General features: G+C 56.3%; 11 protein-coding genes. 7 read left to right on the top strand and 4 right to left on the bottom strand.

Annotated features, from left to right (window positions below; genetic code table 11):
* The first annotated feature begins 211 nt into the window (after positions 1-211).
* Positions 212-859 carry a thiopurine S-methyltransferase gene (locus tag I6L47_RS04220; RefSeq protein WP_216948742.1) on the top strand — a complete coding sequence of 216 codons (648 nt, stop codon included), beginning with the start codon at positions 212-214 and terminating at the stop codon, positions 857-859.
* 331 nt (positions 860-1,190) lie between these two features.
* Here I6L47_RS04220 and I6L47_RS04215 read toward each other — a convergent pair whose 3' ends face one another.
* Positions 1,191-3,977: an insulinase family protein gene (locus I6L47_RS04215; RefSeq protein WP_216948741.1), complete on the bottom strand. Its 2,787-nt coding sequence runs from the start codon at positions 3,975-3,977 to the stop codon at positions 1,191-1,193.
* Between the two features lie 161 nt (positions 3,978-4,138).
* Here I6L47_RS04215 and sixA point away from each other — a divergent pair, with 161 nt between their 5' ends.
* The 3 genes from sixA to I6L47_RS04200 all read left to right on the top strand — a co-directional run bounded on the left by sixA (position 4,139) and on the right by I6L47_RS04200 (position 6,028).
* Positions 4,139-4,606, top strand: a complete 468-nt coding sequence (gene sixA, locus I6L47_RS04210; protein WP_005351311.1) for a phosphohistidine phosphatase SixA — start codon at positions 4,139-4,141, stop codon at positions 4,604-4,606.
* Between the two features lie 133 nt (positions 4,607-4,739).
* A complete protein-coding gene (locus tag I6L47_RS04205) occupies positions 4,740-4,946 on the top strand; it encodes a DUF1107 domain-containing protein (RefSeq protein WP_005336998.1) in 207 nt (68 codons plus the stop codon).
* Between the two features lie 164 nt (positions 4,947-5,110).
* Entirely contained in the window at positions 5,111-6,028 is a 918-nt protein-coding gene (locus I6L47_RS04200; protein WP_124929302.1) for a DMT family transporter, read from the top strand.
* A gap of 160 nt (positions 6,029-6,188) precedes the next feature.
* Here the strand turns inward: I6L47_RS04200 and I6L47_RS04195 are convergent, their stop codons facing one another.
* Positions 6,189-6,674: a cell division inhibitor gene (locus I6L47_RS04195; protein ID WP_139399333.1), complete on the bottom strand. Its 486-nt coding sequence runs from the start codon at positions 6,672-6,674 to the stop codon at positions 6,189-6,191.
* Between the two features lie 230 nt (positions 6,675-6,904).
* Here I6L47_RS04195 and I6L47_RS04190 point away from each other — a divergent pair, with 230 nt between their 5' ends.
* Positions 6,905-7,102: a DUF4250 domain-containing protein gene (locus I6L47_RS04190; protein ID WP_005333612.1), complete on the top strand. Its 198-nt coding sequence runs from the start codon at positions 6,905-6,907 to the stop codon at positions 7,100-7,102.
* Positions 7,103-7,477: 375 nt separating this feature from the next.
* A complete protein-coding gene (locus tag I6L47_RS04185; RefSeq protein ID WP_129503901.1) occupies positions 7,478-9,952 on the top strand; it encodes a glycogen/starch/alpha-glucan phosphorylase in 2,475 nt (824 codons plus the stop codon).
* A gap of 63 nt (positions 9,953-10,015) precedes the next feature.
* Here the strand turns inward: I6L47_RS04185 and I6L47_RS04180 are convergent, their stop codons facing one another.
* Positions 10,016-11,398, bottom strand: coding sequence for a DASS family sodium-coupled anion symporter (locus tag I6L47_RS04180; protein WP_005333606.1), 1,383 nt, complete (start codon positions 11,396-11,398; stop codon positions 10,016-10,018).
* A gap of 161 nt (positions 11,399-11,559) precedes the next feature.
* Positions 11,560-11,994: a thioredoxin TrxC gene (gene trxC, locus I6L47_RS04175; protein WP_047438874.1), complete on the bottom strand. Its 435-nt coding sequence runs from the start codon at positions 11,992-11,994 to the stop codon at positions 11,560-11,562.
* Between the two features lie 187 nt (positions 11,995-12,181).
* Here trxC and I6L47_RS04170 point away from each other — a divergent pair, with 187 nt between their 5' ends.
* Positions 12,182-14,986 carry a response regulator gene (locus tag I6L47_RS04170; RefSeq protein WP_216948740.1) on the top strand — a complete coding sequence of 935 codons (2,805 nt, stop codon included), beginning with the start codon at positions 12,182-12,184 and terminating at the stop codon, positions 14,984-14,986.
* Positions 14,987-15,016: the final 30 nt, after the last annotated feature.

The raw sequence follows: 15,016 nt of genomic DNA, 5'->3' as shown, positions 1-15,016 counted from the left end.
CATGACGTATTTGCATGGGTTGGTATGTCTTGTCCGTCATAAACGCAGCCAATAGCGCCCATTGCGACAGCGAGGCGCGCGGCAAGGGGACGCCTCGTTATTCACCTGATAACAGGCAGAGGCTGCGCGGCAAAAAGGGGAGAGCAGAGGGTTGCGCGGTGCCGGTTAAGTTGTGATATTGAGGCATCTTTAGTACAGAAGGGTAATAACGATGGAAGCTGCGTTTTGGCATCAGCGTTGGGAAGAGAACCGGATTGGCTTTCATCAGGCGGACTTCAACCACTGGCTGCAATCCTGGTGGTCGGCCCAGCAAGCGGACGAGCCGGTGCTGGTTCCCCTGTGCGGCAAGTCCCGCGACATGCTCTGGCTGAGCGCTCAGGGTCATCCGGTCGACGGTTTCGAGTTATCGAGCCTTGCCGTCAGCCAGTTCTTCAGTGAAAACCAGCTCGCCGCGACCGTCAGCGAAGTGGGCCCTTATCAATGCCATCAGGTGGACAGCCTGCGCATTTTTCAGGGGGATTTTTTCGCCGCCCCCGAGTTGGGTCGCCGTTACCGGCTGGTCTATGACCGCGCGGCGCTGATCGCCCTGCCGACCGAGATGCGCCGCCAGTATGCGGCCCTGATCAGTTCACTGGTCGAGACCGGTGGCCAGATCCTGCTGGTGACCCTCGAATATCAGCCGGAGCAGCAGAGTCAGCCCCCCTTTTCGGTGGGTGAGATGGAGGTTCGGGCGCTGTTCGAGCGCGATTTTCGTATCGAGGTGCTGGGGCGCGCCGCCGAGGTGGATCACCCACGGGTGCTGTCTGGTCAGCTCTCCTACTTCGATGAGGTGGCCTACCGGCTGGTTCGCCGGGGTTAATGGGCAGCTAACGTGCGGGCAAAGGGTGATCTGCGCCGACAAATCATCGGGCTACGCGCTCTTCGCTACCTCCTTTGACGTAGATCAACGTGACTGGCGGGGGGAGTGCCTAATATGAGGCTGTTTCTCAATCACTGTTGGCATTGCAAAGCGAGTATCGGGTCTTTCCCGCTTGCTGATCAGCAACTCAGTGTCTGATTTTCACGCTCATGTTCACTTTTGGCGGCTTTGGTCGCAATTGTTATGGTTTTTCCAGCCGACCCTGATGGGTCGGCTTTTTATTGTCTGCGATTTGCGGTGGGCAGGAAAAACGGGGGATGTCGAGGCCTGCTCAGGCCTCGAAGGTGGCGGCATTGAGCCGAAATGCCCGTGGATCGTCGATAAACTGGCCGGTGATCCGCTCGTCATGTTCGTGCCCCTGACCATAGCTGCAGAGGATCAGCCGATCGGAGGTGCGCGAACGCAGTTGGGTGATAAAGCGCACCAGATCGGCGCGGCTCAACTTGCCCACCTCGTCGCAGACCCGTTCCCGCTGATCAAACCCCAGATCCTTGTTGCCGATGCTGACCCACAGCCGCTGGCCGCGACTGCGCAGGTTGGCATCCCGCTCGCTCAGCTGGGCTTGCAGCCCCGCCTTGCTCTCTTGCCACTGCTGCTCGGTAAATTCGAGCATGGCGAGCGGGAAGAGGTCGATAAACTCCTCCACCGCATCGAGCAGGATCTGCGGCCCCGCCACCGGTGACTGGATATAGAAGATCAGCCCCGGATGGCGATTGAGGGGCAGGTTGCCGGCACCCACCACATACCCCAGTTGCTGGCGGGTGCGCAGCTCGTGGAAGAAGGTGGAGGACATGATGTGGTTCGCCAAGGTAAAGCAGGCGAGATCCCGCGCCCGGGTGGTGCGGGACTGGTAGTAGACCAGCAGTGCCGAGTCTTCGTGATCACAACCCTGCTCGCGAATAAGGGTGCCCCTGTCCTGAATGGAGATAAGCGGGCGGCGGGTCTCGCCGCTCGGCTTGCTGCTGGTGCCATTGATATCGCTCAGGTGACGCTCCATCAGGGCGGCCAGCTCCAGCGCTTCGGCGGCAGTCCAGTCGCCGTGTACCAGCGCCTCGACATGCACCTCGCTAAACAGCTGGGCCACGAAGCCGGGCATCTCTTCCAGCTCGACGGTGCGCAGGTGGCGCAGCAACTGCTCGAACGGAGGGTTGTTGGGTTGCAGCAAACTGGTGAGCTGGTTAAAGAGTTGGGAGATGGGGCGCGCCTTGGACTGGTTGTCCCAGTTGCGAATGAGCTGCTCTTTGATCTCGGCGAAGCGACCCGGATCCGGATACCCCAGGGTGCGGTTGCCGAGGATCATGTCGAGCAACAGCGGCTGCTTGTCGGCAAAACCGCTCAGGTTGATGGTAAAGCCCCCCTGATGGGCATAGATCTGGTAGCCCAGCCCCGCCAGCTCCGCCGGATAGGTGAGGGCGTTGAGGTGGTCGGCCAACAGCTCCACGGCGAGGCGCGCCATGGCGATATTGCGCGGATTTTTGACCGCATGTTCGCTGTCGATGGAGATATAGAGATTGCCCTTGGGCACGCTGAACAGGTGCTCATGAAGGTGCCAGAGGCGAAAACCGGGGCGATCGATAAGACAGGCGGGCATGTCGGCGGCAAGCTCGGGAGTGCGCGGATCGAGTCTACTGCTGATAAAGGGGTTGGGCTTGGGCAGCGCCAGCGCCGGATCCGGTTCGCTCTGCTGCCAGTGAATTTTCTCGGCCTCGGTAATGGTCGTCACGCTGTAGGGGGTCTGATACCAGCGGGCCAGCCGATCGGTCGCCACTTCCGGCGCAGTGATGGTGATACGCAAATTGTGCGGGGTGAGCTTGGCGAGGAAGCGGCGGATCAGCCCCTCGTCATATTCGCGCATCATGTAGTCGCCGTAGAGCAGATCCTCAGGTTTGTAGCTAAAGAGGTTGAGCACCAACCCCGACACCGTATCGAGGGGGCGGCCGCGCTCCTGAAAGCGGAACGCCGATTCGAGCACGGTGCGCTTCTCGTCATAGCGCCAGCTCTGCAGCCCTTCGCGGCCAATCAGTTTCAGATAGCCAAACAGGGCGGCGAGGATGTCGTCCACATGCTCAAGGCCCAGAGGGGTGAGGCCGAAGTTGACGCCAAAATCCTTGAAATTGGCGCCGCTGATGCCACCGCCCGCCGAGAGCTGATTGACCCACCCTTTCGCCTTGAGCAGGGAGAGCAGGCTGCCATCCCCCTCGTAGCCAATCAGATGACTCAGGAAGGTGAGGGGTTTTTTGTCGTAAAACTCGTCCACATTGGGCAAGGGGAAGCTCAGCGACAGCTTGCGGGTCTCCTTGACCGGGTTGATGTGGATGCGTACGCCGAGATCATCGAGCCGGTAGAGCGGCATGGTGAGGGTCGGGGTTCCCAAATTGCGATTCAAAATGGGAGCAAAGTAGCGACAGCACCATTGCAACTGGGTATCGATGGATTCCGGCGAGATCATCACCAGCGCCATGCGATCCGCGCTGTAGCGGCTTTCGTAAAAACGGATAAGGTCGGAGCGCAGATCCCGTCCCGGTAGATCGGCCAGGGTATCGAGGTTGCCCACCGAGAACTTGGAGAAGGGGTGCGCCGGGTTGACCGTCTCTTTATGCACCTGATAGCTGCGGCGCATGTCGTCCTGCAGCTTGAGGCGATACTCGGAGTCGACCGCGTTGCGCTCCTTGTCCACCCACTCAGGATCAAAGGTGGGGCAGATAAAGAACTGGGAGAAGCGATCCAGCCCCGCTTCAAAGAAGCCGTTGTCGATCTCGAAGAAGAAGTTGGTGAACTCGGTACCGGTCCAGGCGTTGTTGCTGCCGCCATGACGGCTCATAAATTGCTGGTACTCACCAGGCTTGGGGTAGGTGCAGGTGCCGAGAAACAGCATGTGCTCCAGAAAATGGGCCATTCCCTGCCGGTCGGCGGGATCGTCAAAATGGCCGGTATTGACCGCCAGCGAGGCGGCGGATTTGTCGGTGTCAGGATCACAAATCAACAAGACCCTGAGCCGGTTGGCCAGCTCCAGAAAATGGTATTGCCGATGGTCATTGGGACTGGCATATGGGCTCATTGGCGTGTGACTCACGTTGGATTTATTTGAATTTAAACATGATTATCGACCCCGCTATCCCGTCAGGCAAACCCTTTTCTGAGAGGTAGCGCAATTGTTTCCACACCCGTGGCGGGGTAAGATCCCCCGGCTATCAAACAGGCCCGTTGGGCGAGGTTGTAATGAAGATCTATATCATGCGTCATGGCCAGGCTGGCATGAATGCGAAAACAGATGAACAGCGTCCATTGACCGAGCAGGGTATTGAAGAGTCTATCCAGATGGCCCGCTGGCTGGCGCCTCAGCTGATTGGCCCGCTGGATCGGGTGATCCACAGCAACTATCTGCGGGCACGCCAGACCTGGCAAGCCATATGCAGTGAATTACCTGACGCAGCAGCCGTTGAAGAGAGTGGCGACATTACCCCTTACGGTGATCCCGCTTTCGTGGCCAGCTACCTCACCACCCTGGCGCAGCAACATGACCAGATCCTGATGGTCAGCCATCTGCCGCTGGTGGGTTATCTGGTGCAAAGCCTCTGCCCGGCCGCAGGAGCACCCATGTTTGCTACCTCGGGGATCGCTTGTATCGAGTGGCACGATGGCAAAGGAGCCTTGCTCTGGCTCGAAGGGCCGCATACAATAGGCTAAAAGTTAATAAAAAGTTATAGATTGAATTTTTTGGGAAGAGATGGGCGAGTTTTCCGGATTTTTATAAATATTTTACGGAATTAATTCGCAGAAGCTGCTGTCATACGGATACAACTGCAAGAGGTTGCAAACGATGAGAGTGTTCAAGAAGTACCTGCCACTGATGGTGGCAAAGCATGTCAAAACCTTCTTTAAAGGTCGGATTTACATCCATGGTCGGGGGCGGTTTGATTTCCAATCCGGTTTGTTGCTGATGCCGAATCCGGCGGATATTCCCCATCGCCAGACAGTCACCGAGGTCAACGAGCTGATCTCCAGACTGCACATGGATGCCGCGTGATGCGCTTCTGAACCTGTTTCTGCACTGATATGCCCGCACTTTTGCGGGCATATTTGTTTCTGGCGACTGGCGTTCACCATGTGGCTGTTCAGGCCCACACCTTTGTTTATCTCCCATCGCCCCCTATACTGGCCCGCTGTTGTCTCTTCGGTCTGGATCTGCTCATGCCCCTTGCCTTTCTGTTTCCCTTTTCCTGCATTGCCATCTGGGCTGGCAATGGCATCGTCAGCAAACTGGCGGTTGGTGTTTTGTCTCCCGCAGCCTTGGCCTGGTCGCGCTGGGTGGTGGCTGCGCTGGTATTAAGTCCGTTTCTGGCCCGTCGGGTATGGCGTGCGCGTGCCCGTCTGCGCGCTGGCCTTTGGCAGATCGCCATGTTGGCCTCGCTGGGCATGGTGCTCAACCAGACTTTTGGGTACTACGCGGCGCAAACGCTGGGGGCTACCGAGATGGGGTTGATGATGGGACTGACGCCGCTGCTGACCGTGCTGTTCAGTATCTGGCTGCTGCGCGAGCGGCCCACCTGGGGCGCTGTGCTGGGGGCGCTGCTTTCCCTCCTTGGCTTGTCTATCTTGCTGGGGCAGGGGGATCCGACCCGGCTGTTTACCCAAGGCATTCATATCGGCTCTGTCTATATGCTGATTTCGGCGGGAACTTACGCCCTTTACAGTGTGCTGCTCAAGAAGTGGGATCTGGGGCTCGACAACTGGTCGTTGCTCTACGGTCAGGTGATCTGCAGTGTGGTGATCCTGACGCCCTTCTTTTTGCTGGTGGATGGCCAGTGGCCGGATGGCCGGGCCCTGTGGCTGATCCTCTATGCCGGTATCCCCACTTCGGCGCTCTCGCCCTGGCTCTGGATGCAGGGTATTGCCCTGCTCGGTGCCAACCGTACCGCCATCTTTATGAACCTGCTGCCGGTGATGACGGCTGGCCTCGCCATCACCCTGCTGGGTGAGCGGTTGACCAGCTATCACCTGATCGGGGGCGGTCTGACCCTGCTGGGTGTCTTGCTGGCACAGCTGCTGGTGCGTCCGGTGGTGATGGGTCGCCGCCGGGTAGTGCTGGCTCCTTGCCCCGAAGAGTAATCTTGCGTGAAAGCGTAGAGGGGCCAAGTGGCCTGCTTGGCCTTCAATGAAAAGCGCCTGCAGCAATGCAGGCGCTTTTCATTTTGCTGGGATTTTACTGAGTAATGATGGCAATGGCTTTGTCGTTGCAGCCATGCCCAAGAATGGGCCAAATTTTAACTTAGTGATTTAGATAGATATCTTGCTCTGCATAGGCCAGCAGAGGTGTGCCGAGGTTAGTCCGTTTCGCGCCAAAGAAGCGGGTGAGTACGCCAGATTGCTGTCCCAGTCGCTGCAGCTTGACGTGATCCAGCTCGATCTGCTCGGGTAGCCAGGTAAATACGGCGGCGCAGTGACCATTGCCCAGACTGCGCTCCAGGGTTTGCTGCCAGTTCTTGATTTTGGGGCTATGTACCACCAGCACTCTCTTGGGATCGATACCTCGCTCTTCCAGACGGCTGACTGTGGGGCGTCCAGGCGGGGCGATCAACAAGATCCAGCCGGTATGAGCCTCCCCAAGCTTTGTCAGCTCGCTCAGAAACTGATCATCAGACTGGATAGTCACGCCATAATGAGCCAACTCCGCTTTGCAGGCGGTTCTGGTTGGCCAAGGCTTGCTCATGACACGATTCATCGCAAAGGGCTGTGGGTGCAGGGGCTGGTTCATATATGGGGTTCCTGTATGAATATCCAAGCTGTATGTGCATACAGTAGTTCTATCCTGTGGCAGTGACAAGGTGTTTTTGCTGAATAATGTGATGGCGTTGGCATGTGTCGTTAGTAAGATTATGTTTTTAAAGACTATTTAATATAAAACAGACTGGGTGTTTTTCGTACTATGGACAAACCTTGCGTAACCGCCCATGGTTATACAGGTCATTTACAGGAGGTGCCGCCATGGATATCAGTACCTTGCAACGTCTTGATGCCAACATCTTGCTGGGCATCATCAATGAGAAGCTAAGGCTTGAGTGTGACGGGTTGGAGGAGTTGCTGGCCTATTACGATATGAGTGAAGAGCAGTTGGCAGGGCGTCTGGATCAGATTGGGTACCATTACGATCCATTGAGTAATCAGTTCAAGGCACATCTTTAAGGGTGCAATGATTGCTTCATATTTATACGGTAATTTTTCAGGCACATTGAAACCGGTTTCAATGTGCCGTCTTGTTGCCTATTTTCAGAGATTTTCAAGGCTTGGCAATCTCTGAAAACCTATTCATGACAGAATATTTTTATTGTTTCGTTAAGCTTATGATAATAAAGGGAATGTTTGTTTTTGTACGATCAATTAAAGGAAAGGGTTTTCAAGCTTTTCAGGCTGTTTTTATCGGTTAAAGTGTGACTTGCGTTAACTTTTAATTCTGCCGCTTTAGTTAGTATTCTCACGCCGGTACATATTTTGAGATAACAACAGCGCCGGTCCCGCAAGCGGGATAACAATTTTATTTGTAACGAAGGAATATGGTTTATGGCTACCAAGAAGAAGACAGACCAGGATCTCCAACTGGATAAAGATCAGCTCAAGGCGAGTATCGTGCGTCACCTGCGTTCTACCTTGGGAACAAGCGAACAGAAAGCCTCTCCCGAAGCGTGGTGGAAAGCCACTGCGGCGGCTGTCAATGAACAGGTGTACGAGCGCCTGACCCGCACTCAGCAGACTCATTTCAAGAAAGATACTCGTGCGATTCACTATCTCTCTGCTGAATTCCTGATGGGACGATTGACTTCCAACAACCTGCACAACCTCTCCCTCTACAAGACTTGCGAAGAGGCGCTGGGCGAACTCGGTCTGGAACTGACCGACCTGTGCGAACAAGAGCCGGACATGGCACTTGGCAACGGCGGCCTGGGTCGTCTGGCTGCCTGCTTTATCGACTCGCTGGCCACTCTGAACTATCCGGCGGTTGGTTACGGTATCCACTACGAACACGGTCTGTTCCGTCAGGAAATCCAGGATGGCCGCCAGATCGAGCGTCCGGACTCTTGGCGTGAATATGGCAACCCCTGGGAGATCTGCCGCCCCGAGTCGGTGCAAGAAGTGCCGCTCTATGGCTACGTCGAGACCGTGTTTGGTGACAATGGCGGCCTGAAGAAGGTATGGCACGCCGGTCGCAAGATTAAAGGGGTGCCTTGGGATATTCCGGTAGTCGGTTTTGGCGGTCACACCGTCAACATCCTGCGTTTGTGGGAATCCCGCGCCTCCGAGTTTTTCGACTGGGACGTGTTCAACGCCGGTGGTTACATCGACTCCCAGGCTGAGAAAGCCCAGGCCGAGACCATCTCCAAGGTGCTGTATCCGAACGATGAGACCGATGCCGGTAAAGAGCTGCGTCTGATCCAGCAGTACTTCTTCTGTGCTTGCTCCATCAAGGACATCATGCGCCGCTACAAGCGGGTCCATGGCAGTGACTTCAGCAACTTTGCCGCGCAAATTGCCATTCAGCTCAACGATACTCACCCGACTGTCGCCATCCCGGAACTGATGCGGGTGCTGGTTGACGAGGAAGATCTGAACTGGGATGCCGCTTGGGCTATCTGCTATCAGGTCTTCTCTTATACCAACCACACTCTGCTGCCGGAAGCGTTGGAGAAGTGGTCGGTCAGCCTGTTCGAGAAAGTACTGCCTCGCCATCTGGAGGTGATTTACGAGATCAACGCCCGTTTCCTGAACGAGTTGGTGGAGCCCAAGTGGCCGGGCAACGATGCTATCAAAGCCAAGCTCTCCATCATCGAAGAGGGTGATGTACGCAAGGTTCGCATGGGCAACCTGTGCGTGATCGGTTCCTCCAAAGTGAACGGTGTGGCCGAGATCCACTCCAAGCTGGTGAAGGAAGATCTCTTCCCCGAGTATGCCGAGCTGTGGCCGGAAAAAATGTGCAACGTGACCAACGGGGTGACCCCGCGTCGCTGGCTGCTGGCGTGCAACCCGGAACTGGCTGGCCTCTACAACGAAGTAGTGGGCAAGGAGTGGCCGCTGCAACTGGACAAACTGCGTGGCGTGGTGAAGTTTGCCGACGACAAGGCGTTCCAGCAGCAGTTCATGACCATCAAGCGTCACAACAAAGAGAAGCTGGTCAAGGTCATCAAAGACGAAACTGGTATCGATGTCAGTGCCGAGGCGATCTTTGACGTTCAGATCAAGCGTCTGCACGAGTACAAGCGCCAGCAGCTGAACCTTATTCACATCATGGCACTCTATCGTCGTCTGCTGGCCAACCCGGACTATGACATGCACCCACGCGTGTTTATCTTCGGCTCCAAAGCGGCGCCCGGTTACAAGCTGGCCAAAGACATCATCTATGCCATCAACAAGCTGGCGGATCGGGTCAATAACGATGCTCGTATCCAGGGCAAGCTGAAAGTGGTGTTCATGCCGAACTATCGTGTGAGTCTGGCCGAGAAGCTGATCCCGGCAGCAGATGTCTCCGAGCAGATCTCCACTGCAGGTTATGAAGCATCCGGTACCGGCAACATGAAGATGGCACTCAACGGTGCAATCACCATCGGGACGCTGGATGGAGCCAACATCGAGATCGCTGAAGAGGCGGGTGCCGAAAACTGTGCCATCTTCGGTCTGAACGTGGACGAAGTGAAATCGCTGAAGGCGCGCGGTTACAACCCTTACGACTTCTACTATGCCAACTCCGAGCTCAAAGCCGTGCTGGACTGGTTTGATACCGACTACTTCACGCCGGGTCGTCCGGGTGAGCTGGCCTCCATCAAGCGCTCCTTGCTGGAAGGGGGAGACCCTTACCTGACCCTGGCGGACTTCCAGTCCTACTCGGATGCACACAAGCTGATCGATACCTGGTATCGGGATCCGGCACTGTGGGCGAAGAAGGCCATCATCAACTCGGCCACCATGGGCAAGTTCAACTCCGACCGCTCTATTCAGGACTATGTGGATCGGATCTGGGATCTGAAGGCCTGCAGCATCGGCTAATCGGATTCATAAATGAGAAAACCCCCGCAATGCGGGGGTTTTTGTTTATTGGGGGGAGTTGGATCAGAGGATATCGCCAACGAAGTAGGCCAGCAGGGCGAGCAGCACGGTAAAGACCACGTTCAGAGCCATACCGGCTTTCATCATCTCCCTTTGGCGGATGTGGCCACTGGCAAAGACGATGGCATTGGGCGGCGTGGCGACCGGCAGCATAAAGGCACAGGAGGCACCGATAGCGATCAACACCGACATCACCACAGGTGATACCCCCAGCGCCTCGGCGACACCGGCAAACAGGGGAACCAACAGTGCGGCGGTGGCGGTGTTGGAGACCAGCTCGGTCAGGAACACCACGAAGGCGGCCAGCATAAGCAACACAACAAAAATGTTGGCGTTGGAGAGCACGGCCGACAAATGGCTGGCCAGGAATGCGCTGGTACCAGTGGCCTTGAGAATGGCGCTCAGGGTCAGACCGCCGCCAAACAGCATCAGCACGCCCCAGTCTGTGTTCTGGTTGACGTCATCCCAGCTGGCGACACGGCTGACCACGATGGCTACGATGGCACCCATGGCAATCAGGGTGTCGAGTTGCGGAATACCGCCAAAGGCGTTGGAGATGGGTTGTGAGCCGATCCAGAGCACAACGGTGGTCAGGAAGATTGCCAGCGTCACTTTACGCTCGCGGGTCCAGTTGATGGTGACATCCTGGATCTCGACGCGGTGGCTGAGACGCGGGCGGGTTACCAGATAGAGCAGGGCAATGCCGCAGGGCATCAGGATCAGCACGACTGGAACACCGAATTTCATCCAGTCAGTGAAGCCAATCCCCATCTGGGCGGCTGCGATGGCGTTGGGTGGGCTACCCACCAGGGTACCGATGCCGCCGATACTGGCGCTGTAGGCGATCCCCAGCAATACGAAGACGAAGGTGGCGCGCTCTTTTTTGCTATCGAGGCGTGCCAGCATACCGATCGCCAGTGGCAGCATCATGGCGGTGGTAGCGGTGTTGCTGATCCACATCGACATGGCGGCTGTGATGGTAAAGAGCAGGATGACGCCCCAACCTAGATGACCATTGGCCAGGTGCATCACCTTGCCTGCCATCAGGGTATCCAGTCCCTGTTTTGAGAGGGCTGCCGCGAGGGCGAAACCGCCAAAAAAGAGGAACAGGATCGGGTTGGCAAAATCGGTGAGGGATTTGCTCATGTCAAACACCCCGAGCACGGTAGCCAGCAGAGGTACCAGCAGCGCGGTGATGGTGACGTGCAGTGCTTCGGTCAGCCAGAGGATGGCGATAAAGACCAGAATGCCCAGCCCCTTGTTGACCATGGGGTCAAACGGGAGCCAGGCGAGCATGGCACAAAGTAGCAAAACATCCAGGATGACGATCCCTGATTTGATGTCCAGCCAGCGAGATGGAGCAGAGGGTACAGCTGATGTGTGCATAATGTTCTCTCGGTTAATTTATGGTTGTTTTTGTGTTGCCGAGATTACATCCATTCACTTGTTTGAAACAGACTCACATGTTGAAAATCAGCCTCTACTCACATACTCATTGATAAAAATGAGGAAATGAACACATAAATAAAACATGTGCGAAATATAAATCAAACATCCATGAACTGTTCCAGCCATTGCTTGAACATGCTCTTGGGCAAGGAGCCATTTATCTGGTTCACCAGTTTGCCCTGTTTGAAGACCATCAGGGTGGGGATGCTGCGAATGGCGTAACGGGCGGCAATGGTGCTCTGCTGCTCGGTATCGACTTTGACAAAGCGCATCCGTGGTTCGAGTTCATGGGCAACCTCATGAAATACCGGAGCAAACTGCTGGCAGGGGCCGCACCAGCTGGCCCAGAAATCGACCACGACCGGGATATCTGAGTTGATCAGGGTATCGAAGTTATCCGCCTTCCCGAGGCAAGGGGTCTGGCTGAACAGGAGGGCTTTGCAGCGCCCGCATTTGGCAGATGTATCGATATGGGTAACGGGCAGGCGGTTCCTGGTAAAGCAGTGGCTACAATAAGTAGTGATAAATGACATAATTGGTTCCTTCTAAATCAGCGCTGGCCGGGGATATGATGAGAAGCCAGAATGAAGCAATCGCGAAACAATAGCGAAATATCAGAGCAATAACGGTAACACAGTGCCCAGCGGGAGTGGATAATTCCCCCAGGGTTCATTGCCTAACCGGATAATTCAGCGACCACCAGATGAGAGTCGAGACGGGATGAATAAAGGATCACGGAAAAACCGTGCTGTGCCAGGGCTGATCGTTGCCTTGCTGCTCGCCTTTTCGGGCTACTGCTGGCAGTCGCTCAGTCAGCAGCAACAGGCCCACGACCTGAATGACGCGGCCGAGGTGGTGCTGAACCGGATCAACGCCGATACCGTCTATCTGCTTGGGCGGGAGCAGGCCAATGACAGTAATGTCCAGCAGCGCCTGAACCAGTTATCCATCACCCTTGACGGTTTTGTACGGGAAGTCAGAAGCGATCCCGAGCTGGTGCAAGACGACCTTTCCCAGTCACTGCTTGAGGACATGGACACCTATCTGATGGCGCTGGCCAGGCTTCATGCCATTGAGATGGCTATCGAGTATCTCAATGCGCCCCTGCAGGCCCAGATTAAAAAGGTGCGGGGGATAAGCCCGTCAGACAGTGCGCTTCATCGCGACCTGGAGGAGTTGGCGCAACTGAGCAACTATCTGCAGCGCAGTTGGGACAAACGTGAACAGACTACGCTGGATCAGCTGCAACAGCAGTTGCAATCCCGTTATGGCAACTTGCCGGAGATCGCGACCCTGATCCGCCTGAGCAAGGAGATGAGCCAGCAGGTGATGGCCTATCACACCTTGCGTTACCAGCTCATCGACATGCATGTGATCGAGAGTTTGGTGCGCTGGAAACTCGACAAGCTGGAGCGCGCCTCCTCTTTGATGAATCGCTTTTATCTGATGGTGCTGTGCGGAGCTTTGATCTGCTTTGCGCTGGTGGCCTTCACCCTGTGGCGCCGTAACCAGAAGCTGAGCGAACTGTCGCGCCAGACCGGCTTGCTGGCCCAGGCCAAAAGCGATTTTCTGGCCAACATGAGCCACGAGATCCGCACCCCCATGAATGCCATCATAGGTTTTAGCTCGCTGGCACTGCAGACTGAACTGGATCAACAACAGCGGGACTATCTGGGCAAGATCAAATCCTCATCCGATACCCTGCTGCTGCTGATCAACGACATCCTTGATTTGACCAAGGTGGAGTCCGGCAAGCTGACGTTGGAGGAGATCGACTTCGATCTCAGCGAGCAGCTCGATTCGCTGGCGGGCATGTTTGCCGATCTGGCGGAGCGCAAGCACGTGGAGGTGGTTATTCGCAAGTCACCGGAGGTACCGGTCTTCTTGCGTGGAGATCCCCTACGATTGGGGCAAGTACTGGTCAATCTGGTGAACAACGCCATCAAGTTTACCGAACGCGGTGAAGTCGAAGTCTGCATCGAGCTGGCCAATCCTCACCCAATGCGGATCCGCTTCAGTGTGCGCGATACCGGAATCGGCATTGCCGAAGAGAAGCAGACCCAACTGTTTCAGGCGTTTACCCAGCTGGAGGCGGGCAATACCCGAAAATATGGCGGCTCGGGTCTTGGGCTCAATATCTCCCAGCGTCTGGTGGAGCTGATGGGGGGGCGGATCACCGTAGAGAGCAAGCCTGGCGTCGGCTCTCTGTTCAAGTTCGATATCCCGATGGCGCAGGCGGTCTACGGAGTGGCTGGACGGAAAGTCTTCTTCGAGAACCAGCCGCTGGTGATGGTGATGGATGACAACGAACTGGTGCTGGATCTGGCCCGGGACATTCTGACTCGGGCGGGAGTGCGGGTGCTGCCGGTCAACTCCCTTTCCCGTGCCCGTCAGCTGCTCCGTGAAGAGGGACCGAATCTGCGGTTGGCGATCCTCGACTGGCGCATGGGTCAGGAGGATGGGCTCGATCTGGCGCTGGAGATGTATCAGCACAGCCAGTGGCGGCGGATCCCCATCCTGATGATCAGTGCCTGGGCCAGAGAGGGGCTGCACGCCCGGATGGACAGCATGGGGCTGACCCATTTTCTGCCCAAACCGATGACCGAAAATGCCCTGCTGGCCAAGGTGGACGAGCTGCTCAACGGCAGCTCCTACGAACTCAACCTGCGCAAGGCCGAGGCTCAGGGGGATCAGCAACACTTCAAATCTCTGTTGCAGGGCACCCGAGTGCTGTTGGCGGAAGACAACCGGGTCAATCAGCAGCTCATCATCGAATATCTGCGGCGCGTCGATGCGGTAGTGTGTGTGGTCAGCAATGGTCGGGAGGCGGTGGAGCGGGTCGCCGAGCAGCCTTTTGACGTGATCCTGATGGATTTGCAGATGCCGGTGTTGGACGGACTCGATGCCACCCGCCAGATCCGCAAGATGGTCGACAAACACGATGTGCCCATCATTGCCCTCACCGCCAGTGCCATGCCCGGTGACAAGGAGCGTTGTCTGGGGGTGGGGATGAATGGTTATGTCACCAAGCCGGTGAGCAAGCTGGATCTCTACAACAACCTGCTGCAGTGGGTAAAGCCGCAAGGGGTGGAGCAGGCGGGGATCATGGAGGTTAAACCGCCGGATATGATCGGGATCCTCGATCTGCAGGATGCCCTCAAGCGGCTGGAGCAGGATAAGGAGGCATTGCAGATCCTGTTCAAGCTGTTCATGTCGGAGCACAAGGACGATCTGTGGGAGATCCGCTCCGCCCTGCGCCGTCAGCAGCCCGAGGTGGCCAGCAAGCTACTGCACACCCTCAAGGGAGTGTCTGCCAATATCTCGGCGTCCCGTCTGCAATTGGTGGCTGGCGAGCTGGAGTGGCGCCTGCGGCAAAACGAGGTGCTGAGCGAGACAGATCTGGAGCAGTTGCAACAGGTGTTCAGCCAGACCCGGGAAGAGGTGTCACACTTCCTGTTGACCGGTGAGCAGCATGAAAATTCGTATAATCCCTATTCATCAGGTGATGATCGCATGTCACAGTGAATTAAATAGTAATTATTCTCAACCATCCCG

Origin of the sequence: Aeromonas sp. FDAARGOS 1417 (assembly GCF_019046985.1) — a bacterium.
Classification (GTDB): domain Bacteria; phylum Pseudomonadota; class Gammaproteobacteria; order Enterobacterales; family Aeromonadaceae; genus Aeromonas; species Aeromonas veronii.
Note: the sequence above shows the minus strand (reverse complement) of the source record. Positions and strands in the feature narration are given on the sequence as shown.

Excerpts from the sequence above, each read along its gene's own strand:
- I6L47_RS04220 (WP_216948742.1), top strand. The coding sequence starts at position 212 with ATGGAAGCTGCGTTTTGGCATCAGCGTTGGGAAGAGAACCGGATTGGC.
- I6L47_RS04215 (WP_216948741.1), bottom strand. The coding sequence starts at position 3,977 with ATGAGCCCATATGCCAGTCCCAATGACCATCGGCAATACCATTTTCTG.
- sixA (WP_005351311.1), top strand. The coding sequence starts at position 4,139 with ATGAAGATCTATATCATGCGTCATGGCCAGGCTGGCATGAATGCGAAA.
- I6L47_RS04205 (WP_005336998.1), top strand. The coding sequence starts at position 4,740 with ATGAGAGTGTTCAAGAAGTACCTGCCACTGATGGTGGCAAAGCATGTC.
- I6L47_RS04200 (WP_124929302.1), top strand. The coding sequence starts at position 5,111 with ATGCCCCTTGCCTTTCTGTTTCCCTTTTCCTGCATTGCCATCTGGGCT.
- I6L47_RS04195 (WP_139399333.1), bottom strand. The coding sequence starts at position 6,674 with ATGAACCAGCCCCTGCACCCACAGCCCTTTGCGATGAATCGTGTCATG.
- I6L47_RS04190 (WP_005333612.1), top strand. The coding sequence starts at position 6,905 with ATGGATATCAGTACCTTGCAACGTCTTGATGCCAACATCTTGCTGGGC.
- I6L47_RS04185 (WP_129503901.1), top strand. The coding sequence starts at position 7,478 with ATGGCTACCAAGAAGAAGACAGACCAGGATCTCCAACTGGATAAAGAT.
- I6L47_RS04180 (WP_005333606.1), bottom strand. The coding sequence starts at position 11,398 with ATGCACACATCAGCTGTACCCTCTGCTCCATCTCGCTGGCTGGACATC.
- trxC (WP_047438874.1), bottom strand. The coding sequence starts at position 11,994 with ATGTCATTTATCACTACTTATTGTAGCCACTGCTTTACCAGGAACCGC.
- I6L47_RS04170 (WP_216948740.1), top strand. The coding sequence starts at position 12,182 with ATGAATAAAGGATCACGGAAAAACCGTGCTGTGCCAGGGCTGATCGTT.